Source organism: Hymenobacter sp. GOD-10R (assembly GCF_035609205.1).
Lineage (GTDB): Bacteria > Bacteroidota > Bacteroidia > Cytophagales > Hymenobacteraceae > Hymenobacter.
Map to the genome: position 1 here is coordinate 1,111,350 of NZ_CP141184.1, position 25,472 is coordinate 1,136,821.

At 53.6% G+C, this 25,472-nt stretch carries 24 protein-coding genes; 9 read left to right on the top strand and 15 right to left on the bottom strand.

All coding sequences use genetic code 11. The annotated features are described in order from the left end of the window. Window positions 1–32 precede the first annotated feature (32 nt). Window positions 33–770 carry a ferritin-like domain-containing protein gene (locus SD425_RS04640; RefSeq protein ID WP_324675897.1) on the bottom strand — a complete coding sequence of 246 codons (738 nt, stop codon included), beginning with the start codon at window positions 768–770 and terminating at the stop codon, window positions 33–35. A gap of 278 nt (window positions 771–1,048) precedes the next feature. On the opposite strand from SD425_RS04640, the gene SD425_RS04645 reads away from it, so the two are divergent. Both SD425_RS04645 and aroC read left to right on the top strand, forming a co-directional pair. Beyond that, window positions 1,049–2,548, top strand: a complete 1,500-nt coding sequence (locus SD425_RS04645; RefSeq protein ID WP_324675899.1) for a BatD family protein — start codon at window positions 1,049–1,051, stop codon at window positions 2,546–2,548. A 154-nt stretch (window positions 2,549–2,702) separates the two neighbouring features. Continuing rightward, on the top strand, window positions 2,703–3,782 hold the full coding sequence (gene aroC / locus SD425_RS04650; RefSeq protein ID WP_324675901.1) for a chorismate synthase: 1,080 nt from the start codon (window positions 2,703–2,705) through the stop codon (window positions 3,780–3,782). Window positions 3,783–3,839: 57 nt separating this feature from the next. Here aroC and SD425_RS04655 read toward each other — a convergent pair whose 3' ends face one another. After that, a complete protein-coding gene (locus tag SD425_RS04655; RefSeq protein ID WP_324675903.1) occupies window positions 3,840–5,192 on the bottom strand; it encodes an HTTM domain-containing protein in 1,353 nt (450 codons plus the stop codon). Between the two features lie 468 nt (window positions 5,193–5,660). On the opposite strand from SD425_RS04655, the gene SD425_RS04660 reads away from it, so the two are divergent. Beyond that, window positions 5,661–6,287: a NifU family protein gene (locus SD425_RS04660; protein WP_324675905.1), complete on the top strand. Its 627-nt coding sequence runs from the start codon at window positions 5,661–5,663 to the stop codon at window positions 6,285–6,287. A 149-nt stretch (window positions 6,288–6,436) separates the two neighbouring features. Here SD425_RS04660 and SD425_RS04665 read toward each other — a convergent pair whose 3' ends face one another. From SD425_RS04665 to SD425_RS04710, 10 genes are all read right to left on the bottom strand, one after another. Beyond that, window positions 6,437–7,342 (bottom strand): DUF5777 family beta-barrel protein, encoded by a 906-nt coding sequence (locus tag SD425_RS04665; RefSeq protein ID WP_324675907.1) that lies wholly within the window; start codon window positions 7,340–7,342, stop codon window positions 6,437–6,439. Between the two features lie 10 nt (window positions 7,343–7,352). Then, on the bottom strand, window positions 7,353–7,913 hold the full coding sequence (locus SD425_RS04670) for a YceI family protein (protein ID WP_324675909.1): 561 nt from the start codon (window positions 7,911–7,913) through the stop codon (window positions 7,353–7,355). Window positions 7,914–7,929: 16 nt separating this feature from the next. Then, a complete protein-coding gene (locus SD425_RS04675) occupies window positions 7,930–8,310 on the bottom strand; it encodes a cytochrome c (protein ID WP_324675911.1) in 381 nt (126 codons plus the stop codon). A gap of 37 nt (window positions 8,311–8,347) precedes the next feature. Then, window positions 8,348–9,214: a hypothetical protein gene (locus SD425_RS04680; protein WP_324675913.1), complete on the bottom strand. Its 867-nt coding sequence runs from the start codon at window positions 9,212–9,214 to the stop codon at window positions 8,348–8,350. Window positions 9,215–9,373: 159 nt separating this feature from the next. Continuing rightward, entirely contained in the window at window positions 9,374–10,825 is a 1,452-nt protein-coding gene (locus tag SD425_RS04685; protein WP_324675915.1) for a hypothetical protein, read from the bottom strand. Beyond that, window positions 10,800–11,399 (bottom strand): sigma-70 family RNA polymerase sigma factor, encoded by a 600-nt coding sequence (locus SD425_RS04690; RefSeq protein WP_324675917.1) that lies wholly within the window; start codon window positions 11,397–11,399, stop codon window positions 10,800–10,802. Before SD425_RS04690 ends, SD425_RS04685 begins: the two co-directional genes overlap by 26 nt. A gap of 180 nt (window positions 11,400–11,579) precedes the next feature. Next, the gene (gene secDF / locus SD425_RS04695) at window positions 11,580–14,582 is read right to left on the bottom strand and encodes a protein translocase subunit SecDF (protein ID WP_324675920.1); all 3,003 of its coding nucleotides are present in this window, start codon (window positions 14,580–14,582) and stop codon (window positions 11,580–11,582) included. A 164-nt stretch (window positions 14,583–14,746) separates the two neighbouring features. Then, window positions 14,747–15,088 carry a hypothetical protein gene (locus SD425_RS04700; protein WP_324675922.1) on the bottom strand — a complete coding sequence of 114 codons (342 nt, stop codon included), beginning with the start codon at window positions 15,086–15,088 and terminating at the stop codon, window positions 14,747–14,749. 198 nt (window positions 15,089–15,286) lie between these two features. Next, on the bottom strand, window positions 15,287–15,925 hold the full coding sequence (locus SD425_RS04705) for a uridine kinase (RefSeq protein ID WP_324675924.1): 639 nt from the start codon (window positions 15,923–15,925) through the stop codon (window positions 15,287–15,289). Window positions 15,926–16,038: 113 nt separating this feature from the next. After that, entirely contained in the window at window positions 16,039–16,623 is a 585-nt protein-coding gene (locus SD425_RS04710; protein ID WP_324675926.1) for a non-canonical purine NTP diphosphatase, read from the bottom strand. A gap of 341 nt (window positions 16,624–16,964) precedes the next feature. Between SD425_RS04710 and SD425_RS04715 the strand changes: the two genes are divergently transcribed. The 6 genes from SD425_RS04715 (at window position 16,965) to SD425_RS04740 (ending at window position 22,691) form a co-directional block, all read left to right on the top strand. After that, window positions 16,965–17,210 (top strand): type B 50S ribosomal protein L31, encoded by a 246-nt coding sequence (locus SD425_RS04715; protein WP_086592871.1) that lies wholly within the window; start codon window positions 16,965–16,967, stop codon window positions 17,208–17,210. A gap of 193 nt (window positions 17,211–17,403) precedes the next feature. Continuing rightward, entirely contained in the window at window positions 17,404–18,615 is a 1,212-nt protein-coding gene (locus tag SD425_RS04720) for a GlmU family protein (RefSeq protein ID WP_324675929.1), read from the top strand. 72 nt (window positions 18,616–18,687) lie between these two features. Continuing rightward, a complete protein-coding gene (locus SD425_RS04725) occupies window positions 18,688–19,824 on the top strand; it encodes a DNA polymerase III subunit (protein WP_324675931.1) in 1,137 nt (378 codons plus the stop codon). A gap of 221 nt (window positions 19,825–20,045) precedes the next feature. Continuing rightward, window positions 20,046–20,981: a hydroxymethylbilane synthase gene (gene hemC, locus SD425_RS04730; protein WP_324675934.1), complete on the top strand. Its 936-nt coding sequence runs from the start codon at window positions 20,046–20,048 to the stop codon at window positions 20,979–20,981. A gap of 126 nt (window positions 20,982–21,107) precedes the next feature. Further along, a complete protein-coding gene (locus SD425_RS04735; RefSeq protein WP_324675936.1) occupies window positions 21,108–21,752 on the top strand; it encodes a peptidylprolyl isomerase in 645 nt (214 codons plus the stop codon). A 30-nt stretch (window positions 21,753–21,782) separates the two neighbouring features. Next, window positions 21,783–22,691 carry an SDR family oxidoreductase gene (locus SD425_RS04740; protein WP_324675938.1) on the top strand — a complete coding sequence of 303 codons (909 nt, stop codon included), beginning with the start codon at window positions 21,783–21,785 and terminating at the stop codon, window positions 22,689–22,691. 150 nt (window positions 22,692–22,841) lie between these two features. Here SD425_RS04740 and SD425_RS04745 read toward each other — a convergent pair whose 3' ends face one another. The 3 genes from SD425_RS04745 to SD425_RS04755 all read right to left on the bottom strand — a co-directional run bounded on the left by SD425_RS04745 (window position 22,842) and on the right by SD425_RS04755 (window position 25,467). Next, window positions 22,842–23,072, bottom strand: coding sequence for a hypothetical protein (locus SD425_RS04745; RefSeq protein WP_324675940.1), 231 nt, complete (start codon window positions 23,070–23,072; stop codon window positions 22,842–22,844). A 320-nt stretch (window positions 23,073–23,392) separates the two neighbouring features. Then, window positions 23,393–24,406: an ABC transporter permease gene (locus SD425_RS04750; protein WP_324675942.1), complete on the bottom strand. Its 1,014-nt coding sequence runs from the start codon at window positions 24,404–24,406 to the stop codon at window positions 23,393–23,395. Next, window positions 24,403–25,467 (bottom strand): ABC transporter permease, encoded by a 1,065-nt coding sequence (locus tag SD425_RS04755; protein ID WP_324675944.1) that lies wholly within the window; start codon window positions 25,465–25,467, stop codon window positions 24,403–24,405. The genes SD425_RS04750 and SD425_RS04755 overlap by 4 nt, the downstream gene beginning before the upstream one ends. Window positions 25,468–25,472: the final 5 nt, after the last annotated feature.

The window sequence follows — 25,472 nt, forward strand, 5'->3', positions numbered from 1 at the left end:
ATTTGAAGGGGAGGGTAGGCTAGAAGCGCTGCCTATTTGATACCGGAAACGTCAAGCTTAGAGCCTGTCGCGAGATAGGTGTTAGCTGTCATCGCTACAGCAGAAGGCTCCTTCGATATTTCGATGCTAGCAGTAGCGATGCTCACCACGTCGCTGTCAACGAAGGATCCTTCTGTTACCAAATCACGGATCAGAGCAGCGTGACGAGCTTCTACAGATACAATTTTGCCCGCAATAACCAAGTACAAAGGCGTGGTGATGTACTTGCCGGCGCCATTGTAAGCGGCTACTCCTAGGTCTTCAAATGCCTTAGCGGTACCTAGCACACTTGCCTTGTTGTCGAAGTTGATGGTGCTGAAGTCAGGCGTAAGGTCCTTGATGGGGGTAGCAGGGGCAGCCGTGATGGCAGCTTTGAAGAACTCCCGGTGAATAACCTCGTGGTAGTACAGGTCATCCAGAATTTGCTTTTCGGCGCTAGTTGCTGGAAGGCCTTTGTAGTAGGCTCCGTCGCGCAGCTTGGTATAGAAAGCGGCTTCTAACTGCTCCAGCGCGTACGCATAGTTCAGCACGCCCACGTCGCCGCTACCCACGTTCACCATAGCAGGGTCGCTGCTGCCATTGTTGTCATCATCGTCGCAGCCCGATAGTAACAGGGCCGTAGCCCCAGCCGTAGCACCCGCATACATGAAAAATGAGCGGCGCTTGATCGGCACGAGAAGCGGTTTGGCGAATTCCGCTTCCTCCTTAGTAGCTTGAGGATTTTTGGACATTTTTGATAATTACGTTTAGTGAAGATGGGTAAAGGGAATAAAGAGGCAACGAGGCTCCGACAAAGCAGCAATCGTTTGCTAGTTTGCAAGGGCAATTATCTCTCCGGGTTTGACAGCATTTACGGTGGTGCTTCATAACCGGATTGCGGCAGAGCAATATTTTGTATTATAGCTCCAAAGCTGGACAGTAAATAAGAGCTGTGAAGCATTAGGTAAAAAGCTCCTCCGTAGCCTACAAGCCCTTTTTCGCTAGTTTTGGTACTGGCTAAATTCCTCGCATGCCTTTTTTCGCCCGCCTCTTATTTTTTTTGAGTGTAGCCTGGGTATTAGTGCCGGTCTCGTCCGTGATGGCGCAGGCTGTACCTGCTAAGGCTGAAGCCGACATTGTACTAGGCCCTAACTCATTTGCACTCAGCGACTATTACACCATTAGCTTCCGGTTGCGCGGTGCTCCACTAGAGCGCTACTCAGACTTTCCAGATTTGGAGGGCTTCAAGAAAAGTGGCAAATCGAGCACCACTACTACACGCATTGTGAATGGGCGCACGTCCGTTGAGCTAACCATCACGCAGCGCTACGCAGCCTACGACGAAGGCGAGTACGTGGTGAAACCCTTTAGTATAACCATCAACGGCCTCACGGTGCGCTCAACCGGGGCAACGCTGACGGTAGGACCACAGGCGCCTGCACCCACGCCCTTGGCAGGTAGTAATCCTTTGCAAGGTGTGGGTTCCTTAGACCAGCTCTTCGGCAAGCCTAAACCGCAAGATTATGTGGAACCAAAGGACCATGCCTTTCTGCTGCTACTTCCGGATAAGACCTCGGTGTACGTAGGCGAGGGCGTGCACGTGGGTTTGTACTTCTACCTAGCTCCTTCCGACCAGGGCCTGCTGGATTTCCATAACTTCCCAGTGCAACTACCGGCCATCTTGCGGCAGTTGCGCCAGCGCACGGCGTGGGAAGAGCCTTTTGACGAGCAGGAAATTCTGCCGGAGAGCGTAACTATGGGAGGGAAGCCTTTCTTGCGCTACCGGCTCTATGAGGCCATGTTTTACCCACTCAACACTACGCCGCTGATGTTTCCGGAAGTGTCGTTGCAGATGGTAAAATATCGCCTCGCCAAGAACCCAACTGAAGGGCTGGATAATCGCTTGGAAGGCTACAAAACGTACCATACCAACGTGCGCCTTATTGCCGTGCGCCCCTTGCCGCCGCACCCGCTCCGCGACCAGGTGGCGGTGGGTGATTATCGGTTGCGCGAGTCAATTGACCGTACCGTTTTCCGGACCGGCCAGGCGTTTAAGTACAGCTTTACGGTAGAAGGCGAGGGCAACCTAGCAGCTATGAATGGGCCGGGGCTGGTAGCACGCCCCAATGTAGAGGTTTATGGCCCCGATATAGAGCAGGAGCTCACCCGCCAAAACGGACGTGTGGGTGGGCGTAAAAATTTTCGCTACCGGCTAGTAGCCCAGCGTGCGGGTATAATACCGTGCGACAGCCTCTTCCAGGTCATTGTATTTAATCCGACGACGGCCCACTACGATACCTTACGCTCTGAGCTAAAACCAGATGTAAAAGGACCTATTCGTACGGCATCTTCTTTCGGGCTGCATCCCGATGATACTTTCTACGCTGAAGCACTAGCCTCAGCTGACGCTACCTTACAGCCCCTGGATGAGTACCGCGATGTACGCCGCTACGCCAACCTGATTCTAATAGTTCTACTTGGGGCAGCTAGCTTCGGGTGGTGGCTAGGAAAGAAAGGGAAGGCCAACTAAGACAGCTACTAGTTGGCTGATTGCCTAGCGCGAACTACAAATCCATGCTACAAGAATAGATGACTGGTAACCGGTAACTGATATTACCTTTGCCAGTACTGCGTTTTTGTACAGTTGCCCAATAGAAGGTAGCTGTTAACTGATAATTGAAAAGATGTCTAGTTCTTTCGGTACGCTGTTGCGCATCACCACCTTCGGCGAGTCACATGGGGTAGGGATTGGGGTTATCATCGACGGATGCCCGGCAGGGCTGCCTATTACAACAGAAGAAATTCAGGTGGCGCTTGACCGCCGCCGCCCGGGGCAGTCGGACCTCACCACGCCGCGTAAGGAAGCCGATCAGGTCGAAATACTGTCGGGGATATTCCGTGACGAGACTACCGGTACCCCCATCAGCTTGCTTATTCGCAACAAAGACCAAGCTAGCCACGATTATTCCCACATCGAGCACGCGTACCGGCCCTCGCACGCCGACTACACGTACGACGTCAAATACGGTCGGCGCGACTACCGGGGCGGCGGCCGCAGCTCTGCCCGCGAAACGGCGGCGCGGGTAGCGGCCGGTGTAGTAGCGGGTAAGCTGCTTGCGCAGTATGGCGTACGCGCCCAAAGCTATGTGTCGCAGGTAGGCGCCATTGCCGTGCCCGTGGGCTATGAGCAGCTCGACCTAGGTCTGATTGACAGCAACCTCGTGCGGTGCCCACATCCCGAAACGGCCGAGCGTATGGCCGAACTCATTCGCCAAACCCGCGACCGGCACGACACGGTGGGTGGCCTCGTAACGGGCGTGGTGCAAGGCGTGCCGGTTGGTTTGGGAGAGCCAGTATTTGACAAGCTGCACGCCGAGCTAGGAAAGGCCATGCTGAGCATCAATGCCGTGAAGGGTTTTGAGTACGGCTCGGGCTTCGCCGGAACGCTGCTGTTTGGCTCGGAACACAACGATACTTTCTATACCGACGAAAATGGCGCGGTGCGCACGCGTACTAACCATTCAGGTGGAATTCAGGGTGGCATCAGCAACGGCCAGGATATTTACTTCCGGGTGGCATTCAAGCCGGTAGCAACCATCCTGCAACCGCAAGCCACCATCAACGACCAAGGCGAGGAAATTAGCTTGGCCGGACGTGGCCGCCACGATCCGTGTGTATTGCCGCGCGCAGTACCCATCGTCGATGCCATGACCAACCTGGTACTAGCGGATATGCTGTTGCGCGCGCGGGCTAATAAAGCGTAACGCTGCTTCTGCCTTCGTGTGACCTGTTGAACTACTCTGACCGGAAAGCAGAAGGCCTTATTTCTCGTCCGTAATCCAGGCGTAGTGCCCTAGCTTGCGTGGTTGAGCAGCTAGGTCTACGTCAGGGCGAATTAAGGGGCGGGGCGCTCGGTGGTTTAGTTGCACCCACGAGTCAGCGTACACTGCCACCGGTGCAATGCCGCGTCGTGCATATTCGGCGGCCAAGAAGTGCGCAAATTGCAGAATCGCATCCGGTTGGGCGAGCAGCTTGCGGCATTGGCGCGGGGTAAGATACGCCGCTGGCTGCACCACTTCAACGTGGCCGTCGGGGCACCGAACCCGATACGACACGCCACCCGATTTGGTGCGCAGCATCATGTGCCAAGCAAAGTGATGTCCTTCTTCGGTCCAGTGCACGCTGCCTGGGTAAAGAAAGTGGCGCAGCGGTACCAGCAGTTGAAGTAGTGCGTAGCTGAGTAATACGATTGCTAATGCGTAGGTACGACCTGGTTGGTTTGGGAGAGTGACGTGAGCTTGCGCCGAAGTTGTCGGTAGGAGCTGCTCAAACCACCGTCGAACGCGCCGGATACCTAGGTGCCGCGGCCAACTCGGCGAAAAGAATACGGACACCGTCATGAGCAGCGAAAACCACGGGAACGTACCCAAGCCAAAAATCACGACGTTGGAGAGGTGAAAAAACGCTGCCGCTCCGAATGCCCAAGGGCGGGTACGGCGCCATAGCAAGGCCGGCACTACCAGCAGGTCGAAAGCTAGACCTGCGTAGCTCATGAGGGGTGGGAGCCAAGGCTGTGCTAGTAGAGGCCCTACAACAGGACGTGTGCTTTTCGCTTGCAGCCACAGCACCAAAGGTGAGTTGGTAAGCCAATCGGTATTGAGCTTAGCTAGGCCTGCATAGAGGTATACTACACTGAGTTGGAAGAGCAAGACGAGGCGCGTCCAATTCGGTAAATGAGCTGAGTAGCTGACCCGACCCGTGCGTACATCGGCGGAAGCGGCCCGGTGCGCGGGGATGAAGAACAACCACCCTGCCACGAGACAATAGAGATAGAAGTGGTTGATGTAGCGCGTCTGCTCCACCAAGAACAGCCACGTGTACGCCAGCCACAGCGCTGCCGCACTAGCACGGTAGCGCCACCCGGCCGCCACTCCGATGCCGCCAAGAATAGCTAGCAGATGCAAGCCGTACATGCCCACTGGCGGTGGCACTGGCAGCCATTGCGTAAAAAGATACGAAAAGTGAAAGCGCGGCTCCGTGTATTCCCGACTGTAACCTAGGGCTAGACTGCCCGCTTGCTCGAGCGCCAATAATGAGCCCGCACTAATACGGAACACCACGAGCCAGGCAATATCAATCGGACGAAATAGACAAGTAGTCAGACGGCGTAGCACGGCAAGCAATAACGAGAAAAGTATAGAGCACTTTTAGCGTAAAAAGCAGCCTTGTGGTTTGTGATGAGCTAAGCCATTCGCAATTCCGATGTGCCTAAGCTAGCGTGGTAACGCGAAAAAGCTTGTCAGGAGAATCTAATTACTACAGCAGGTATAGAGTAAAAAACGCAAAACCCCTCTTCAGCAAATGCTAAAGAGGGGAGAAATAGGTGTGTAGATCATTAGCACAATGTTACATATTTTGTTAAAATATTAATAATAATTAAGTAAAAATTATATTTAATGCCTGGCTTTTCGGTAGGAGATTACGAAGTATAAGGTAGCAACCTAGGACAGCCTGGCACACCAAAAAAGGGGGGAGTTGTGTAGCTTTGCAACTTCTTGGCTGCTGTGATGTTTAGCTACTAGTTGCGGCATCCTGAAACCAGGCTTATCGTACCTAATTTTGTCTCTTAAGTCTTTTTGACGATGGCTGAACATACTATTTCCCCCGCCACACCGGTGTCTATTTACGCCGAGGCTAGCCCAAACCCCGAATCCATGAAGTTCGTGCTCAACACCACGCTACTTAGCGATGGGGTAAGCGTGGATTATCCGAACGTAGAGGCGGCGGCCAATTCGCCCCTTGCGCAGGAGCTCTTCAACTTCGACTACGTTGGTCGGGTGTTTATTGCGGCCAACTTTGTAACCATCACCAAGACTACCGACTTGCAGTGGACGCACCTCATTCCAGAGTTGCGCACCTTCCTGAAGTCCTATGTGGAGGCTGGCGGCCCCATCTTCACCGTTGACCCCGCTGCTGAGCAGAAAGCTGCCCAAGAAGCTGCTGCCGGCAACAGTTCGGAGCAGGATCAGCAGACCAGCCAAAAAATTATCGACCTGCTCGATAACTACGTGCGTCCCGCTGTAGAGCAAGACGGTGGCAACATCACCTTCCGCAGCTACCAAGACGGCATCGTGACGGTGAACCTGCAAGGCTCGTGCTCGGGCTGCCCCTCGGCTACCGTAACGCTGAAGTCGGGCATCGAGAACCTGCTGAAGCGTATGGTGCCAGAGGTGAAAGAAGTGGTAGCCGAAGGCATAACCGCTTATTAAACTATTGTAACAAGCTTGAAACGCCGGGCATTGACTAGCGTGGCTCGACGTTCTTCTTACATACAAAAAAGGCCTGACCGAAACAGTCAGGCTTTTTTATGGACAAACGGAGAAGATCATAGACCTCAGCAGCAAGCAAAAGCTAGGTGCTAGTCGTTCTTCGATTTTAGGGTGAAGACGCGTGAGATGTTAAACCCGAAGTAGATGTCGCCGTCGAGCCAGCGGCCAGTCGTTTGGGGAATAAAGAACTTCTCGATCATGCCTTGGCTGTTGGTGAAGTGCAGCTGAAATACGTGGCCGCCCGTTTCGATGTCGAAGCCAACGGCGAGCGAGTTGCGGAAGCGGTCGGCCGTAGCGCCGGGCAGTAGATAGTAGTACTCGGCGGTGAGAGCCACTCGCTTCGTAAGCTTCTGCCGGCCGGCAATGCCTAGGGCGTACACATCATTTTGCTCGGCGCGGGTATCCACAAAGTTGCGGTGCACAAGCGTGGGCATCAGCTGCAAGGAAAGCGAAGGGCTGAACTTCCGCGCAATCAAGGCTTGGTACGTGTAAGCGAACCGCGAGTCAGTAGGACGCTCCTGGTCCGGAAATTTGAGGCTGGTAAGCGCCGAGCTGGCAAATAGCGTAACTGATACGGGCATGGCCCGCGAACCGGTGCTTTGGCGCAAGGCACGGTATTTTACGAAACCATCATACGTTTTTTCCAGCGAGCTACGCCCCACGCCAACCGTGAGTCGGTCATTGATGCCGTATTCCAGACCTAGCCGAATAGTGGCTTGGTCGAGGCCGAAGAAGTTGTAGGCGCCGCTGTTGAGCATACCAAAGCGGTGCGAAATCAGAAACACCATGGTGCCGGCACCTGGCGTTTCCACCGACTGGCCGTTGATGATACGGGTGCCCTTGAACGTGGCCTGCACGTACTCGGCGCGGGCACTATCTGTGACTTGCGCTTCCAGCGTTTTCAGAAGATCATCCTGCGCGTGGGCGCTAACAGAAAGGAAAAGCAGCGCTGCTGCTAGCCAGCCCCCCCGACTGCGAGAGAAAAGTAGTTTCATAAGGCAGAAGCTAGGGTTGGGCCACCGTGGGCGGGTTGCACAATAAGGACACGCTCACTTCTACCGTCTTGGCAATGTGTTCCCGCACGAGGGCAGGAATCTCAATGTCGTAGTCGGCCGGCGCGATGGTGAACTTGGACTTGGCCAGCAGTTGGTTGTCCTTTAACTCTATCGTGCCAGGCACCCGGACATGGCGCTTCACGCCGTGAATCGTGAGGTCACCTTCCACTTGCACCTGCTGCGTGCCCGGCTTGCTGAAGGCTACCGATTGAAAGTTGACTACTTGGCCGGCAAACGTTGCACGCGGAAATTTCTCTGATTCCACATAGTTCTCGTTGAAGTGCTCCTGCATCAGGCTTCGCTTGAACTGGAAGCTCTTCATAGGTACCGTGAAGGCCAACTGTCCGCTACTCATATCGAGCACGGCCCCCACTTGGCTGCTGCGAGCGTCGATATCTTCCATGGGCGTGCTCGAAAAGAAGCTGATCGTGCCCGTACGGGTTGAATACTTGGTTTGAGCGCTGGCGAGGTTGCACCCCAGCAACGACAAGGCAACTAGCAAATACTTCATGATTTGTCAGGCTAGGTTAGTTGTTGGGAGCACCTGCATCGATCCAAGCTTGAAAGCGAGCAATATCACAGTCACTCAGTTTCGCACCGTTCAGGGGCATCGCACGGAAGCCAGCAGCGTGCGAAATGGAGCCAATGAGACGCCCGTTATCCGCGTAGCGCTTTACCTGAGCATAATCTACCAGATTGATGCCGCCAGCGGGGGCGCCTGCATTGTGGCAGCCCCGGCAGCTTTGCGCCAGAATCGGGGAGATGGATGCCGTGTATGTCACGCTGCGCACGTCGCAGGTGGGAGTCGGCGTGGGTTCCTCCGCCGCAAGGTCTTCCGCGTTGTCGTAGGTGCAGCTACTGAGCCAAGCTAGGCTCAGCAGCCACAGAGTAGAAAGTAGAGGGCGCATAGCGTTCAAACTTTTGTATGACTCGGAATACAATGGTTTATGGATTGGCGACGTACCAAGGATCTTGGCCGGTTTTCACGCCGTGGCCTTCCACCTTGCCACGCGTGGTACCATCGGGCGTGTAGTAGTAAATCGGGATGCCCTTATAAGTAGTATGCTGGCGCGTCGTGCCATTAGGGCCATCGGTGCGGGTGATAGCGCCGAAATCGGAGGCCTTGAGCGACGAAGGCAGCACGAGTTTATCGGTGTAGAACACGGGCCACGCATTGATGCAGCCACCGGTGCAGTTGGTGGGCAAGGTGGTGGGCAGGCGGTTGTCGCGGTCGAAGATGTAGAGTGTGCGCGCCTGCGGATCAACCAAGAAGTTTTGCGTGGAGGTCTGGTTGGTGCTCTTGTCGAGTACCGATGCCGTGGCAATCATCACTGTGTAGTCGGGCTTCACCACAAACCACGTTTTGTTGGCAACCTGGTCGCCAAGGGTTTCACCTGGCTTCTCGCGCACGTTCTGCCCGGCGCTATTGGCTGGCGCATAGTAGTAAAGCGGCCAGCCCCGGTAGGTGGTTTGAAGGCTGCCGTCGGCACGCGTGATGGTGGTAAAGTCCTCAGCCTTGAGGCCAGTACCTAGCTTTATATCCGTCGGGTTTGCGTAGAAGATGGGCCACACGGCCGCGCAGTTGCCATTGCACGCGCTGGTGCCGGCCACGTCGCGGGTGAAGTAGTAGAGCGTATTGCCCTGACCATCCGTCAGAATATCACCGAAGGTGGCGTTGGAGGTAAGCTTTACGGAGAAGACCTCTTGCGGCTCCTGGTCATCATCGTTGTTGCAGGCAGCCAGCAGGAGTAGGAAGGCGCTCAGCAGGAACGAAAAGCGCCAAACGACGCGGGTATGGTACGACTTGAACATGGCTTTGCTGGTTTAGAATGCTGGTGGGAAGAAAAAAGGATGGATGTGGCTTACCTCAAAGCACACGCAGGGCCCAGCGGGTGCGAAAAGGGCAACCGGAAAGAACGGTCTCGTCGCGAGCGAGACCAGCAAAAGCAAGCAGGAAAGAGCCTAGATAGGCTAGGGGGCAACAGCCCGGTGAGACGGCAGAAAACCGTATTTAATCGAGAACAAAAGACCGGCGCTGCTCAGCCGTACTTGGCCAGCGCCTACGTTGCCCAGAGGCAATTGCACGAAAGGTTCTGCCTGGAATGATAGATGATTGCTGAGCTGTCGCTCGATACCTGCAGACAGATTAACAACGCTTAACACGAAGTTGGCACCGTTTTCCACACGAACTGCTGCGGTTCGAGGCGTGCCATTCACGTAGTAATCGTAGCTGTAGCGCTCATTGCGCATCAGCAGCGAGTTCATTCCGGCGCTAAAGAAAATGCTGTGTGTGGGGTGACTAACTACATCGTAGCGGAAGTCAATGGGTATTTCGGTGATGCGGCAATTGCCGTTGACTTCGTAATTGCCGGCGCGCCAACCCCACTTAGGTGGGGCAGTGTAGTATTCACTGGCTGCTTTGTAGCGCTTCACACTCCTAATCAAGCTAGCTCGTACACGCAGTCGGTTTGTCAGGCGATATTCTAGGCTCAACCCTAGGTCGCCGCCCATACGCGCAGTTTGAATTGTCCGCACAGCACTCAAGGAAGGAGCACCCAAGGCGCCAATGAGCAGACGATAGGCAGGTTTTTCCTGCGTTTTTGTGGTCGTCGAATCAACAGATGGTGCTGGTTCAACTGGCTTCGGTGCTGCTGTGTCTTGGGCTAAAGCAGTTGGCGCAGCAGGAGGCGTGCTGGCGGCGGAAGCTGGAGTAGAAGGCATTTCTGCTGCAACTGTCACCGTTTGTGGCGTTGATAATTCAGCAGTCGAGCTAGCTTTATCTTCTTGCTCTACACTAGCGCTCGGTTTTTCTTTCCTCGCAGATCCTAAATAGGTTTTTGAATCAGTAGAGTGGGCTCCATTAACAACCTTTGATTGGTGCCGTTTGGGTGCTACCAGTCCCGTGAACCCAGCTCTGGTTGCCGCCGGAAGTTGTCGGTGGCTGACAGGAGAAGTGTTAGAAGGCGTAACGGTTTCGGCAGAGGCATCAGAGATATTTGAGGTGTTTGCTAGGTTTTCCGTTGTGGAAATATTCGGTGTCGTTGCCTTCGTGGATGCGGTAGCCGTGCTGGTTTCTGACCTAGGTGCTGGCGTAATCGTTTTTGCGGAGCGGGTCTCTGTTGTTGGCGTTAGCTGAGGTTGAGTTACCGTTGTTAGCACGGCTGGTTGCTCCTTGACAGCTGATTCATCATGCGACTTATGCCGCCAGCTAATCTGCCATACCAGTAAGGCTAGCCCAACCAATACCAGCTCGATGGCGAAGAAGCGAGCAATTTTCCGGCGCAACAACCGGCTCATGGTGTCTTCGTTCAGCTTATCTTCCATGCGTGACCAGGCGCCCAGATGGACGTCATCCGGGTAGGCTTCGGCGCCGCGCCGAAACAGCGCATCTAGCTCCTCATCCGACATTTCCGGCGTACGCATGGTGTTTAGTTTTTTTTAACAGGTCCTTTAGATGGCCCCGGGCTTTAAACAAGTTTGATTTAGAGGTTCCAACCGAAATCTTAAGCTGCTCGGCAATTTCTTCATGGGTGAAACCATCCAGCACGTAGAGGTTGAAGACAGCTCGGTAGGCTGGTGGTAGCAAATAGATGAGCTGCAACAGTTCTTCGAATGCTAGGCTATCCAGCGGCGAACCACTTGCATCCGGGTGGCTTATTACCACTTCCTCCAGGCCTTGCTGAAACGCGTGCTTCTCCGTCGCGCGGAAGTGGTCAATGGCTGTGTGCACCATAATCCGCTTGAGCCAACCGCGGAAGGAGCCTTCCACGTCTTGGTGCTGGCTTTCATCGAAGCGATGCAAGTCCCGGAAGATTTTCAAGAAACCATCGTTTACGGTTTCCATGGCTTGCTCTCGGTCGCGCACGTAGCGCAGGCAAATACTCAGCGCGTACCCATAGTAGAGTGAGTACAGTTGACGCTGGCTTTCGCGCTGCGCACGGCGGCACCCCGCCAGTAAGGCAATGCATCTTTCGCGAGTGTGGTCGAGTTGAGACACGGGCTTCGGAGGGGTTACATCTGACAACTCGGGAGGTGCCGCGAATTGGTTGCCTCAGGAATAGAAAAAAGTTTTGAACAGCATGATAGGTGTTTTTAAAGTGCAGAAGCACAGTTCCGATAAACAAAAAAAGCCCGGTCATCTGACCGGGCTTTTCGTATACTAAAAAGAAGCTAGTGCTTACTTCACAGCCGTTGAAAGCTTGGGTGCTTCAGCGTCAGTGATGGTTGTGCTCGTGGTGGTGCCCCGCTCGCGAGCTTCCTTACGCCCATAGGTGTCAAGGATGATCGGCGTAGCGATGAACAGCGACGAGTACGTACCGAAGATGATACCGATAATCATCGAGAACGAGAACGAACGCAGCGTCTCACCTCCGAAGATATAGAGTACGAATACTACTAGGAACACAGTAGTGAACGTAATCATGGTGCGCGAGAAGGTGCTGTTCAGCGCTGGGTTTACCACCTGCGCAAACGTCAGGTTGGGGTTCTCACGCAAGTACTCCCGAATACGGTCGTAAATAACCACGGTATCGTTCATCGACAAACCAATGACGGTCAGCACGGCAGCCACAAATACCTGGTCCATTTCGTAGTTCAGGCCGAACAGTCGTGCAATCGGGAAGGCCGCAATAACGAGCAATGCGTCGTGGAACAGAGCGATAACAGCGGCCATAGAGTACTGCCACTTTTCGAAGCGGAACAACACATACACGAAGATGCCTAGCAGAGTAAGACCTAGGCTCAACACCGACGTTTTCTTGATGTCGTCGGCAATAGTAGCGCCCACTTTCGAGGTGCTACGGATCTGGGGGTTGTCAGCGCCGTATTGCTTCAAGCCAGCTAATAGTGCTTGCTCTACTTTTTTGTCGGCAGCCACGCTTTCATCTTCGGCCAAGTAGCCGGTAGTGATGCGCAAACGATTCTCTGCACCAAACGTCTTCACTTCGGTGCCAGCGCCTTTGAAGTCATCCGTCAGCGCTTCCCGTACGTCTGAGGCTACTTCTGCCTTGTTGAAGTCAACCACGTAGCTGCGGCCACCGCGGAAGTCAACACCTAGGTTCGGGCCACCTTGTACGGCCATCAGCACGAAGCCAAGCACAATAACTACGGTTGAGAAGATGTAGGCAATCTTGCGCTTGCCTACGATGTCGAAGTTCAAGTTCTGGAACAGACCACGCGAAATGGGCGTGCTGAACGAGATGGTGGTAGTTTCCTTGCCTTTCGTGAGCCACTCAATAATGAGGCGCGACACGTACACGGCCGACAGGAACGAGGTCAGAACACCAATACCGAGGGTGATGGCAAAGCTCTGCACCGGGCCCGTACCGAAGAAACCTAGGATCACGGCGATAAGCATCGTCGTCACGTTCGAGTCGAAGATAGCAGTGAACGCACGGGCATAGCCCTTGTTGATAGCATCATGCACGCTCAAGCCGTGGCTCAGTTCCTCGCGGATACGTTCGAAGATCAGTACGTTGGCGTCCACCGACATACCAATGGTGAGTACCATACCCGCAATACCGGGCAGGGTGAGGGCCGTACCAAACTGAGCGAGTACGCCCAAGATCAAGAACATGTTGAACAACAGCGCGACGTCGGCTACTAGACCTGCTTTGCCATAATACAAAGCCATGAAGATCATGATGATAACCAAACCGGCTAGCGACGAATACAGACCCTGGTTGATAGCCTCCTGACCGAGCGATGGGCCAACTACTGCTTCTTCCACGATGCGCGTAGGAGCGGGTAGCTTACCAGCTTTCAGTACGTTAGCTAGGTCTTGCGCTTCTTCAATAGAGAAGTTGCCCGAGATGCTCGAGTTGCCACCTGCAATTTCAGACTGCACCACTGGTGCCGAGTACACGTTGTCGTCGAGCACGATGGCTACTTGGCGACCGATGTTAGCGCCGGTCAATTTCTGCCACTTGCGGCCACCGGTCGGGTTCATTTGCATCGATACCTCTGGGCGACCACCTTGGTCGTAATCCTGGCGAGCGTCGCTGACAACTTCACCGCCCATGGGGGCTACACCTTCGCGGCTCTTCCGAATAGCATAAAGCTCCAAGTATTCTTGGCCATCAACTGCCTTCGGCTTCACATCCCACAGGAACGTCAAGTTAGGGGGAAGTACTGCGCGAGCTTCCTGGCTAGCCATCAAGGCATTCACACGGGCCGTGTCGCGCACGTTAGCACCTAGGGTGCCGGGCATGGTGAACAGACGAGCTAGTGGGCTGCCTTGCTTTGCAGCGGCGGCGGTTGCTTTGTTAGCTGTGTCTGCAACGCTCTTCTTCTTGGCAAGCTGGCTAGCTAGTGAAGTAGAATCGCCAGCAGTTGCAGTTGCTTTGGTGGTGTCAGCAGCCGTAGTAGCAGCGGCACCAGTCGTCGTAGTTTTTTCGGAGGCTTCCTTCGCCGTCAACGCTTGGTCGAGTTGAGCTAGGTAGGGGCCGAATTCATCTTGGCGCCATACTTCCCAGAACTCTAGCTTGGCTTGGCCTTGGAGCAGTTTGCGTACGCGGTCAGGGTTGTCAACACCAGGCAGTTCGATCTGGATACGACCGGTGCCTTTCACGCGCTGAATGTTGGGCTGGTTTACGCCGAACTTGTCGACACGCGTGCGAAGGATGTTGAAAGAGCGGTCGATGGCTTCTTCTACTTCCTTATCGATAGCGCCGATTACTTTTTCGTTCGACGAGTTGATGTCAATGCCACGGCTTTTGTTAGTGGTGTTAGCGAAGATGCGAGCAAGCTTGCCATCAGGCGAAGTCGAGCGGTACGCTTGCGCAAACAGAGCTGTGAAGGGCGTGGAAGGATTCGTTTTTTGTTGCTCCTGCGCCCGCGTCAACGCCGTGTTGAACGCCGGATCTTTGGAATTGCCCGCCATAGCGCGCACGATTTCCACTGGCGAAACTTCCAGCGTCACGTGCATGCCGCCTTTCAAGTCGAGGCCAAGACCTAACTCACTCTGACGTACGTCGCGGTAAGTGTAAGATCCAAATACGGGAGCCCGCCATACCGAATCGAGATAGTGCTGGCGCAGCCGCTCGTCGAGCTTGCCATTGCGTGTGCCGTACACCACAGCCTTTTGCTGCACGCCCCGCGACACGAAGGTGAAGGTGAGAAAATAGATGCACAACACCGACACAATGAGGGTGAGGGCAATAATGAGTCCTTTATTACGCATTTACTTGATAAGTTTTTTGATGTGCTGATCGGGTGATTTGCCGGTGTGTTGACTCAACAGGGGCTAGCTTTCAGCGTTCATAGAACCTGTTGTAATTCAGGAAGCACGTGAACAGCTAATCCATAAAGAATAGCTCATTGGCTCACAAAAAAGATGCAAATCAGCTACGGAGCGTGCGGCGACAAGGCCGCCAAGAGCAGGCGGGTGCGGAATAAATCCGGGACAGCACAGGGTCTAGGACGCGGTGCTGTGTACTGTTTAGAAAGCCGCAAACCTAGCAGCGGCTCAACGGCGGGCAACCACACATCGGCGGCTGGCGCGAGCCACGGACCTAGGGAGGCTGTGGCTTCAAAGGTTACTTTCTGCTTTACAACCGTGGCCTTCGCCGTGGTACCAACGCGCGCTGTTTTGCCAACCGGCGCCCGCAACGTGGCAACCGCTTGATGGTTCAGCGACAGCACAAACAGCAACGTGGCTGTGAGCAGCGCAAAACGCAAACGAGGCAAAACCGGAGTGATAAATAGCCGCATTAGGATAGCAATGGCTACAAAGATAACCAATTACGTCGGGTCAGAAAACAATTCTGTTCTGTTCCGGTTAGTTCGTCCTTATCTACACAAGTGGTAGTGATAAATAAAAAGGGCTGCCCACGTAGAGCAGCCCTTTTGTCGGGCACGTTGATCAAATGCCAGCTAGGTGGTCGGCTAGCCTGCGGCTTGCTTACTAGCCGTCACTTTGTTCTGTAAGAAAGAAACAAGCACATCCAAGCCCCGCTCGAAATGATGGTTGTTTGGAATGATGATGTCGGCGTCGTGCTTGAACGGCTTGATGTACTTCTCGTACGTTGGGGCCACGTGGTTGGTGTAGCGGTACAGCACGTCTTCTAGGTCGTAGCCGCGCTCGTCCCGGTCGCGCACAATGCGGCGTTGCAGCTTCACATGTTCCCGGGCGTCGATGTACACCTTTAAGTCAAGCAGCTTGGCTACCTCTTCGAAGTAGAAAACAAAGATGCCTTCTACCACCACGATAGGAGCCGGCAGAAACACAAGGTCTTTGGGCTGGATGGCGGGGTTATTATAGGTGTATTCCTTCCGGCGTACTTCCAAACCCTGGCTGATACGCTGCACGTCGGCCGCATAGCTAGCCGAGTCGATAGAGGAGGGCAGGTCGAAATTCGTCACCCCGTTTGAGTCGACTTGCTGCGTCTCGCGAGGGTGATAATAGTTGTCCTGCGAAATCAAGCAGATGTCTTCCGGAGGGAAAGAAGCTAGCAGCCGTCGCAAGAACGTAGTCTTGCCGGAGGCGCTACCGCCCGTGATACCGACGATGAAAGGATGTTGCATGGAGTAAGAATGCAGCCCGTACCGGCGGGGCCAACCGTGCAAATTTAGCAATTTAGGCCTGTCGAAAGGCGAAGAAATTATCTTGACGTTTTCCTGACGTGCTGAAGCACCAACTAGGATCCTAGCTTTTGCAGAAAAGCGACGAGTTGTTCGACAGCGCGCGAGCGGTGGCTCATGGTGTTTTTCTGCTCTAAACTCATCTCGGCAAATGTCTGCGTGTGGCCCGTTGGGCGGAAAATCGGGTCGTAGCCGAAGCCTTCGTGGCCGTGCACTTCTTCCGTAATGCTACCATCGACGGCGCCCGCAAACTCGTGGTACTCGCCAGTGGGTAGGAACAGCGCGATAACCGTTCTGAACTGCGCGCTACGGTCGGCAGCGCCTTGCAACTCGTGCAGCAGCTTCGCCACATTGTCGGCGGCACTGCGCTGCGGACCCGCATACCGGGCCGAGTAGACGCCAGGAGCACCATTAAGCGCAGTTACTTCTAACCCCGTATCGTCGGCGAAGCAAGGTATACCGTAATGCTCCCACACGTACTCTGCTTTTTGCCGGGCATTGCCAGCTAGGGTTTCCTGGGTTTCAGGTAGCTCTTCGTGGCAACCGATTTCTTGTAGACTCAAGAGTTCGACGGAAGCCGGCAGCAATAGCCGTACTTCGGCTAGCTTGTGCTCGTTATTCGTGGCGAAACAAAGACGCATGATCAATTAATTGGTAGAGGTCAAATTGTTGAAGGCTAAAGTCTGCGGGTGCTCAGACCCTGTCGGTGGTTGGGGAAAGTATCTTCTTACCCTTTATACGAGCTAGGTACAACTGCTCGGTAAAGCTAGGTAGTCAAGGCTGATAGCAAGGAGTAACAGCCGCGGCGAAGGTACTAGCCACTACATTTATGATTTCTATAGAAGAGAAGCCCTTGTTGCTGAACGCACGTAGTCAGCGAGAAAAGAAGGCGCGCTTATTTTTAATTTTCGAAGCTAACATGTACTTTTGCAGTCCCTTCCGCAAAATCGGCAGGCACCGAAGGTAAAAACGGCATTAGACCATGAAAAAAGACATCCATCCCCAGTATCGCGAAGTCGTGTTTCAGGACACTTCGAGCGATTTTAAATTCGTAACCCGCTCGACGATGTCCTCTAACGAGACCATCACGATGGAGGACGGCAAGACGTATCCTGTTATCAAGCTTGAAGTTAGCAGCGCGTCGCACCCTTTCTACACCGGCAAAAACGTGTTCATCGACACCGCTGGCCGCGTAGAGAAGTTCATGAACCGTTACAAGAAGAAGTAATTTCGAAACTACAAGCTGCTAGCCACAAGCTACAAGCTGGTTTCTCAAACTCCCATCGGCATAGCCGGTGGGAGTTTTTTGTTTTTATTGTTATCGGCTCATACCATGTTTGCCTTGCTTATTGCCTTAGTTTTGTAAACTACTTACTTCTTAAGCTTGCAGCCTGCAGCATATAGCTGGCTGCTCTTCTATCATGCACGTTTTACTTTTCGACGATCCTGCTATCCGGCCGCACTTGCTGCCTTTTACTTTTACGCGCCCCGTGGCGGCGCTACGCTGCGGCATTCTCACCATCGCCGAAAAGTGGCAGCAGCGCCTTTCAACCACCGTAGGCTACCTCACCGAGAGCTACCTGCAAGCTAAATTCCCGACTGGACCCATCGAAGGACCTGCTTTGGTGGTGAATGGGGCGGTCTGCCCCGATGATTTACTGATCCGGCAAGTGCAGGCACTCCAACCTGGCGAAGCACTGATGGATGAGGAGTTTCTCGTGGCCGCTTACCTGAGCGATGCTACCGCCGTGGCTGAACTGATCCAAAATGGCTTCGCCGTTACCAAACAGGTAGCCGAGCCAGTACTCGCTATTCGGCAGGTGTGGCAGCTGTTCTTGCACAATGGCGCCGAGATTCGTCGAGATTTTGAGTTGATAACTCGCGGCCGTGAGTCGCAGCCGGTGAATGATGTACATACCATTGTGTACGCGCCGGAAAACATCTTTATAGAGGAGGGAGTCCGGGTTCGGGCAGCTATTCTGAACGCAGAAAACGGCCCGATCTACCTAGGCAAAAATAGTGAAGTGCACGAAGGAGCTATTTTGCGCGGGCCCATGGCACTCGGCGAAGGAGCGCACATCAACGCAGGCGCTAAAATGCGCGGGGATAATTCAGTGGGGCCGCACTGCAAAATCGGGGGGGAAGTAGCCAACACGATCTTTTTCGGCTTTTCTAACAAGGGCCACGAAGGCTACCTAGGCAATTCGGTCATTGGGGAGTGGTGCAACCTAGGTGCCGATACCAATTCGTCGAACCTGAAGAATAACTACGCCCCGGTCAAGATTTGGAGCCACGCCGCCAAGCATTTCGTGAATACGGGTCTGCAATTCTGTGGCCTGATGATGGGCGACCACAGTAAGTGTGGTATCAACACGATGTTCAATACCGGTACCGTGGTAGGCGTAGCGGCGAATATTTTCGGAGCAGGCTTTCCGCGCACGTTTATTCCGTCGTTCAGTTGGGGTGGAGCGGCCGGCTTCGAAACGTTTAAGCTCCCAAAAGTAGGGGAGATGGTAGAGCGCGTGATGTCGCGCCGGCACCTCGCTTACGATGCCACTGAGCAGGCAATTATGACGCATATCTTCGAGATAACAAAAGAAGAGCGCGTGTGGGAAAAGTCAACTAACAGTTAACAATGTGCAGGGAGCAATGAGCAAGCAGCGTGGCTTACTCGTTGTTCCTTGTGCATTGCTCATTGAAGAATAATGCGTTTTTCTGAGATACCAGGCCAAGCCAGCGTTAAAAAGCTCTTAGTACAATCGGTGCAGCGGCAGCACGTGGCGCACGCACAGCTGTTTCGTGGTGCAGAGGGCTCCGCGGCCCTAGCCTTGGCCTTAGCTTATGCTACTTTCCTGAACTGCGAAGCACGTGGGCCCGAGGCGACAGATTCGTGCGGTCAGTGTGCTAGCTGTCAGAAAATCGCCAAGCTGATTCACCCGGACCTGAACTTCATTCTGCCCGTCACGACGACCAAGCAGGTGTCGAAGGATGCGGTGAGCAGCAAGTTTGCGGCGGATTGGCGCAGCTTCGTGCTGGAAAATCCTTATCAGGGGCTGAACGATTGGATGCAGCACATCGGCGCCGACAACAAGCAGGGCAGTATTTCCAAGGAAGAAAGCCTGCAGCTATTGCGCTTGGTGTCGTTGAAAGCATTTGAAGGACAATTTAAGATTGTCATTATTTGGCTGCCCGAACTGATGCACCCAGCGGCAGCCAATGCCGTGCTGAAGCTACTGGAGGAGCCACCCGCTGCCACTGTGTTTCTATTAGTGAGCTATGCGCCCGAGCAATTGCTGCCTACCATCGTAAGCCGCGTGCAGCCCGTTGTGGTGCGAGCCTTCGCGGAAAACGAAATCACCGAGTACTTGCGCGACCAATACCACGTGCCCGAAGTGAAGGCGCGTCAGCTGGCGCAGGTCGCCGATGGTAACCTAGGTGCCGCCTTAGCCGCCCGTGAAGCTACTTCCGACAACGACTACTTCGCCTTCTTTGCAGAGTGGATGCGTCATTGCTACAGCTACAAAGTAGATAAGCTGCTTGCCCAAAGCGACGAGTTTCAGAAGATGGGTCGCGAAAACCAGAAGGAGTTTTTGCAATATGCCCTAGGCTTACTGCGCAAGGTGCTGCTCTTTGGCATCGACCCGCAGTTTGTGCCCCATTTGCCAGCGGCCGAACAGCAGTTTATCAACGGCTTCAGTCGTTTCGTGACGCTCCGTAATGCCGACCCGCTCACCCGCGAAATCAACGACGCGCACTACCATATCGAACGCAATGCCAATCCGCGCATGACGTTCGTGGATGCTTCCCTACGCGTGGCGAGCTACCTAAAAATGGCCTCCTAAGCGTCTAAACCCATAAAATACAATTTGCTAATCTGCTATAGCTAGTGCTAAACGAGCTATAGCTGCCATGATTCGCCGGACAACCCTAGCTTTGTGATGGCGCAAGAAACGAAGCTTTCGCACTTGTTGTATTTGCTAAAGCCTACCTGGTCTAAGTAGAAAAGCTAGCGGCGTCATTGGCTAGGATAGCCTGTTGTTAATTGGTAAAGGATAACTGGTAAATGAAAAATATTCGCATAGGCACCCGTGGCAGTCGGTTGGCGCTGTGGCAGGCGCATCACGTAGCGGCTTGCCTGGAGCGTGCGCAATACACCACCGAAATCGTCATCATCACCACTACCGGCGACGTCGTGCTCGATCGTTCGTTGGCTAAGATTGGCTCCAAAGGCGTCTTCACCATTGAGCTGGAGGAAAGCCTACGTTCAGGGCACATCGACATTGCCGTGCATAGCGCCAAAGATGTGCAAAGCTCCATTCCGGAAGACCTAGAGCTGCTAGCCTTTATGGAGCGCGAAATCGTGAACGATGTAGTGGTAAGCTATAACCATGACTTCTCACTCGATAAACCGGGGATTGTGCTTGGCACGAGCAGCACCCGGCGGCGAGCTATGTTGCAGCGCTATTACCCTGCGGCTGCCACCGCCGAAGCGCGGGGCAACCTCCAAACGCGCTTGCGCAAGCTGGAAGAAGGCCAATACGATGCGCTAGTGCTGGCCTACGCGGGCGTACACCGCATGGAATACGACGCGCTTATCCGCTACATGTTGCCCGAGACGAAGTTTGTGCCCGCTACGGGGCAAGGCAGCGTGGCTATCGAATGCGCCCGCAACATGGAGCCGGAGCTAAAAGCTAGCCTTCAGGATATCCTCGACCATCCGACTACGCACTTGTGCGTGCAAGCAGAACGGGCTTTCCTGCGTACCATGGAAGGAGGGTGCAGCATTCCTTCTTTCGCCCTCGCCACTTATACTGATGGTGTGCTTCAGCTCCACGGTGGGCTCATTAGCTTAGATGGGGAAGAATACGTGGAGGAAATTCAGACCACGACTGACCTTACGCAGGTAGAGGCCCTCGGCGTGCGAGTAGCGGAGGCTGTGCTAGGGCGTGGTGGCCGTCAGATTCTCGACGAAATACGAAGCCACCGAGCTGAAGCCTAGGTCTCCGTGTCGTAGCCACAAAACGAAGGGTCCGTAGCAGACAGCGCGGGCCCTTTGTTTTATAGCTCCCCAAATTCGTTTTGCCCGCTTACTTTCGTGCTTTCTTGTTCCAATCTATTCTACGCTATGAAGTCTAGTTCTCGTATTTCCATGCTGCTGTTGGCTATTCTGTATTTGGTAGCTTTCAGCGGGCAAGCAGCTAAAAAACCGAAAAAGAGTAAAAAGGACGAAGTTGTAACTGTCAGCACTTCGTTCGGCGATATCAGACTGATCCTGTTCGATCAAACGCCAAACCATAAAGCAAACTTCTTGAAGCTGGCGAAGAGCGGGTTCTACAACGGAACCACTTTCCACCGCATCATTCTAAACTTCATGATTCAGGGCGGCGACCCAAACTCCAAGGATGCCGACCCCGGCAACGACGGCATGGGCCCAGCCAATGAAAAGACAATTCCCGCCGAAATTCGCCCTGATCTGTACCACAAGTATGGCGCCGTAGCAGCGGCTCGCCAGGGTGACTTCGTGAACCCAACAAAAGCAAGCAGCGCGTCGCAGTTTTACATCGTCGAAAACCACAGCGGCACGCCCCACCTCGATGGTGCTTACACCGTGTTCGGGCAGGTTATCAATGGCCTAGACGTGGTAGATAAAATTGCTGCTCAGCCCAAGAACATGATGGACCGGCCGCAAACAGACATCAAGGTGACGATGAAAGTAGAGAAGTTAAAAAAGAAAAAAATTACGGCGCTCTACGGCTACAAGTACGAGTAATACTTTTTGCGTCAAACTGGCTCCTCTACCATGCGCATTCTGATAACTGGCTCTAACGGTCTGCTAGGGCAGAAGCTAGTCGGGTTACTCCGCGAGCAGCCTAACGTTGAGCTAATCGCCACTTCCCGCGGCTCGAACAAGCTTGCAAGTATCTACCCAGACCTGCACTTTGTGCCGCTCGACGTCAGTGACCAAGCGCAGGTGCAAGCCCTTATTGCTGCTCATCAGCCAACTCACCTCATCCATACCGCGGCCATGACCAACGTAGATGAGTGCGAGCTAAATCAGGCGGAGTGTTGGCGGCAAAATGTGATAGCAGTTGAGTATTTGGTAGAAGCCTGCGCCACGCACCAGGTGCACCTCATCCACGTGAGCACTGACTTTATTTTTAGCGGTGCGGAAGGGCCACTGGCGGAGGAAGTCGAGCCAGGACCCGTCAACTTCTACGGACACAGTAAGCTAGCCGCTGAGCAACTGGTGCGAGAGAGCCAAGGCGCCTGGGCAATTATTCGGACGGTACTCGTGTATGGTACCGCCCACGACTACGGTCGCACCAATATCGTGCTGTGGGTACGCGATTCGCTACGAGCCGGTAAGGCCATCAAAGTGGTTAATGATCAGTTTCGCACCCCTACTTTGGCCGAGGACCTAGCTCAAGGCTGTTGGCTAGCGGCTAAGCACAATGCAACTGGCATCTATCATATCAGCAGCGACGAGATGTTCACGCCCTATCAAATGGCGCTACGAGTGGCTGATTTCTTCGGGCTAGATCAGTCCCTGATCACCAAAGTAGACGCAAGTAGCTTCACTCAGCCAGCCAAGCGGCCACTGCGCACAGGGTTCATCATCAGCAAGGCCCAACGTGACCTAGGTTTCCAGCCACACTCTTTCGAGGAAGGTATTGCTTTACTCGACCAGCAGACGAAATCAGTGCAGTAGGTGTTGCCAGAGGAAGCATTTGTGACATACTTAAAACGCAAAAAACCCGGAGGCAATGCCTGCGGGTTTTTTACACACCTATTTGCAACAATCGTTGGGCTTTGAAAAGGCTGTTCTTGGTGACAGCACTTTGCGCCCTAATTTCTATATTTATGCTTCTTCAACTTCGGATGTAAACGGTAGGACTCCAACGAGCAACCCACCTATTAACACCGCTGAACCATTTCTCAGGGCAGCTTCTCCAATTGAATACGCAACCATTTCTCCACAAATCGTCTGATAATCAGCAGGTGTCATAGTTGCTTTGTGCCGAGATGCCATTTCTAACAACAAGTAGCGCAGTGCAATTCCCTGACGGCGTTTGAGTAAAAGACGAGACATAAGCAAGTAGCAGTTGGCAATCGAAGAGAAGTGTTAAGCTTTGCTGTTGTAGTGCCAACCGTTACTTTACATTACAATATTACAGTACCCACGAAGGGAAGTAAAGGACATATACAGAGGGATTGTGACTCTGTTTAATAGCGAATGATTTAGCATTTTATAAATAGTAAATTGTTTCTATAGTTGTCTGTTTAGTAAACAAATATTTGATTTACAGGATTTTATAATTTTATACTGTACAGAGTAAAGCTAGTGCAAGTAGGATAAAGTGCTTTACGCGTTGGTAAAATACGTGTCATTTGTGACACGTATAATATTCATTATTTACTTGGATGATCTGTTGATAAGGCTAGCTGGCGTAGAGCTAGCATCGTGCACAGGAGTAGTAACCCTGGTTCGGCTATTAGCCACCATGCTGTTGGGTCTAAACGTGCAGTAGCCATGAGGCGTCCCCAACTCGCTGTTTCTGTTGGCAAACCGATGCCTAAGAAGGACAGCGTTGTCTCTAAGCCAATGAGGGCTGCTATGCTGAGCGGAAAGGCAGTACGAACACTCCTGCTAGCATTAGGCAGTACGTGATAGGCTAGAATAGAAAGGTTGGTCAGGCCCGATGCACGTACTGCTTCTATGTAGGGCAGCACCCTTATCCGCATAACTTCTGCCCGAATCAACCGTGCGGGCCCCGTCCAGTAAGTGAGGCTTAGCACGATCAGCAGGGTGAAAACGGAAGATTCTTGCACCGAGGCAACCACTAATACCAGTATCAACCGTGGAATTGACTCCAACAAAGCAATGACGCTCATCACAAGCCGATCGACGGGAAGTGCTATCGTCACTCGCCGTAAGAACCAGCCATACTTGGTGACAAAGAGAATAGTAACTGCAAAACCTAGCAGCGTGAGCGGCCAAGCGAGCGTAGGTGCTGGCCAGAGGTGAAAGCCACTAAATAAGCCAACAAGAAGCAGGCAACTTATACCGAGTAAGTAGCCCAAGGGAATGCGTAGGTTCGTATCGCCCCAGAAGCCGGCTGCACTACCTAGCAACACGCCAACGCCGATGGCAAGAAGTGCGGCCGGTACACTGACCACCAACGTAGTACGGGCGCCAAAAATCAAACCTGCGAGTAGATCATGACCTTGAGGATCGGTGCCAAGCCAGTGCTGCGGGTCGGCTAAGCCAGCGAAGGGGGGCTCCGCTAAATGAGTTAGGTCGGAGGCGCCGGGTGCATAAGGAAGGGGTAGCCAGTCGGCTAGTGTCGCTACCACTAGCAGAAAGACCAACCATCCAAGCGCAAGTAACTGCCGCCGATTGTTGAGGTAGCTCGGAAAACTCATAGCTGCGAACGAAGACGCGGGTCGAGCTGCCAATAAAGTCCATCGGCCACAACATGGGAAACTAAGCGTACCGAAGCCACTAGCAATACCCCTCCCTGAAGGACCGGATAATCGCGCGTGGCAGCAGCGTCCGCTAAAAGACGCCCCATGCCGGGCAAAGCAAAAATTACTTCTACCACGACGGCACCCGCTACCATGGCTGGCAGAAGATCCGTAACGAGTGCAACAACCGGCAACAAGGCATTGCGCAGCGCATGTCGGCGTACTACCTGCTGGAAAGCTAGCCCTTTCGCCCGCGCTGTGACCGAGTAAGCCGTATGTAGTTCGTGCTGCAACGAAGCATCAAGTTGCGTAACCAACCCAGGCAGGGTAATCAATACCAAGCTAAGAACGGGCAAAGCTAGGTGGTGCAGGTAGCTTCCTGTTTTTGTGAGCCACGAGTCCGCAAGCTCTTGGTTGGTGACACCGTAGGCTGGAAATAGGGTTAACGTATCAGGGTTGGCTAATAAGTACAGTAGCAGCAGGGCCACTACAAACAAAGGCAAGGCATCAATGCTGTACAAAGTAGTCAGTAAGTAAGAGCGCCAACGAGGGTGCTGCGCCATCCACAACGATACCCACAAGGCTACCGCAATAGCAAGCAAAGCTGCCATGGCTGTAAAAGGTAACGTGAACCACAAAGTCTCGGTAAGTAAAGTCGCCACAGGTTGGCTGTCGCGGTACGAGCTGCCTAGCTCACCACGTACCAAATGACGCCACCACTGATGGTATTGATTCCCCGCGCCATGCCAATACCAAGTGCTCTGTTCGCCTGAGGAGGAGCGCTGAACCGAAAAGTAGAAAACAGGTTTATCTAAGCCAAGGCGCCGGCGTAGTTGCTGCTCAATAGCTTGGCGTTCGGATGGGGTTATGGGCCGACTGCCGGCATCCAGTTGGCTTTCGATTGCTCGAGATAGGAGTTGATCATCTGGCAGAGCTCGGCTCAGCAGAAAAAAGACGGAAATGATGCCCCAAGTAGCCGGAAGCAGTCGCAGCAAGCGAGTAAGCAGTAAACGTAGCATTAACC

Excerpts from the sequence above, each read along its gene's own strand:
- SD425_RS04685 (WP_324675915.1), bottom strand. The coding sequence starts at position 10,825 with ATGCGTACGCCGGAAATGTCGGATGAGGAGCTAGATGCGCTGTTTCGG.
- SD425_RS04755 (WP_324675944.1), bottom strand. The coding sequence starts at position 25,467 with ATGCTACGTTTACTGCTTACTCGCTTGCTGCGACTGCTTCCGGCTACT.
- SD425_RS04675 (WP_324675911.1), bottom strand. The coding sequence starts at position 8,310 with ATGCGCCCTCTACTTTCTACTCTGTGGCTGCTGAGCCTAGCTTGGCTC.
- SD425_RS04725 (WP_324675931.1), top strand. The coding sequence starts at position 18,688 with ATGCGTTTTTCTGAGATACCAGGCCAAGCCAGCGTTAAAAAGCTCTTA.
- SD425_RS04660 (WP_324675905.1), top strand. The coding sequence starts at position 5,661 with ATGGCTGAACATACTATTTCCCCCGCCACACCGGTGTCTATTTACGCC.
- SD425_RS04705 (WP_324675924.1), bottom strand. The coding sequence starts at position 15,925 with ATGCAACATCCTTTCATCGTCGGTATCACGGGCGGTAGCGCCTCCGGC.
- aroC (WP_324675901.1), top strand. The coding sequence starts at position 2,703 with ATGTCTAGTTCTTTCGGTACGCTGTTGCGCATCACCACCTTCGGCGAG.
- SD425_RS04680 (WP_324675913.1), bottom strand. The coding sequence starts at position 9,214 with ATGTTCAAGTCGTACCATACCCGCGTCGTTTGGCGCTTTTCGTTCCTG.
- SD425_RS04665 (WP_324675907.1), bottom strand. The coding sequence starts at position 7,342 with ATGAAACTACTTTTCTCTCGCAGTCGGGGGGGCTGGCTAGCAGCAGCG.
- SD425_RS04645 (WP_324675899.1), top strand. The coding sequence starts at position 1,049 with ATGCCTTTTTTCGCCCGCCTCTTATTTTTTTTGAGTGTAGCCTGGGTA.
- SD425_RS04740 (WP_324675938.1), top strand. The coding sequence starts at position 21,783 with ATGCGCATTCTGATAACTGGCTCTAACGGTCTGCTAGGGCAGAAGCTA.
- SD425_RS04745 (WP_324675940.1), bottom strand. The coding sequence starts at position 23,072 with ATGTCTCGTCTTTTACTCAAACGCCGTCAGGGAATTGCACTGCGCTAC.
- SD425_RS04735 (WP_324675936.1), top strand. The coding sequence starts at position 21,108 with ATGAAGTCTAGTTCTCGTATTTCCATGCTGCTGTTGGCTATTCTGTAT.
- SD425_RS04715 (WP_086592871.1), top strand. The coding sequence starts at position 16,965 with ATGAAAAAAGACATCCATCCCCAGTATCGCGAAGTCGTGTTTCAGGAC.
- hemC (WP_324675934.1), top strand. The coding sequence starts at position 20,046 with ATGAAAAATATTCGCATAGGCACCCGTGGCAGTCGGTTGGCGCTGTGG.
- SD425_RS04670 (WP_324675909.1), bottom strand. The coding sequence starts at position 7,913 with ATGAAGTATTTGCTAGTTGCCTTGTCGTTGCTGGGGTGCAACCTCGCC.
- SD425_RS04710 (WP_324675926.1), bottom strand. The coding sequence starts at position 16,623 with ATGCGTCTTTGTTTCGCCACGAATAACGAGCACAAGCTAGCCGAAGTA.
- SD425_RS04720 (WP_324675929.1), top strand. The coding sequence starts at position 17,404 with ATGCACGTTTTACTTTTCGACGATCCTGCTATCCGGCCGCACTTGCTG.
- SD425_RS04640 (WP_324675897.1), bottom strand. The coding sequence starts at position 770 with ATGTCCAAAAATCCTCAAGCTACTAAGGAGGAAGCGGAATTCGCCAAA.
- secDF (WP_324675920.1), bottom strand. The coding sequence starts at position 14,582 with ATGCGTAATAAAGGACTCATTATTGCCCTCACCCTCATTGTGTCGGTG.
- SD425_RS04750 (WP_324675942.1), bottom strand. The coding sequence starts at position 24,406 with ATGAGTTTTCCGAGCTACCTCAACAATCGGCGGCAGTTACTTGCGCTT.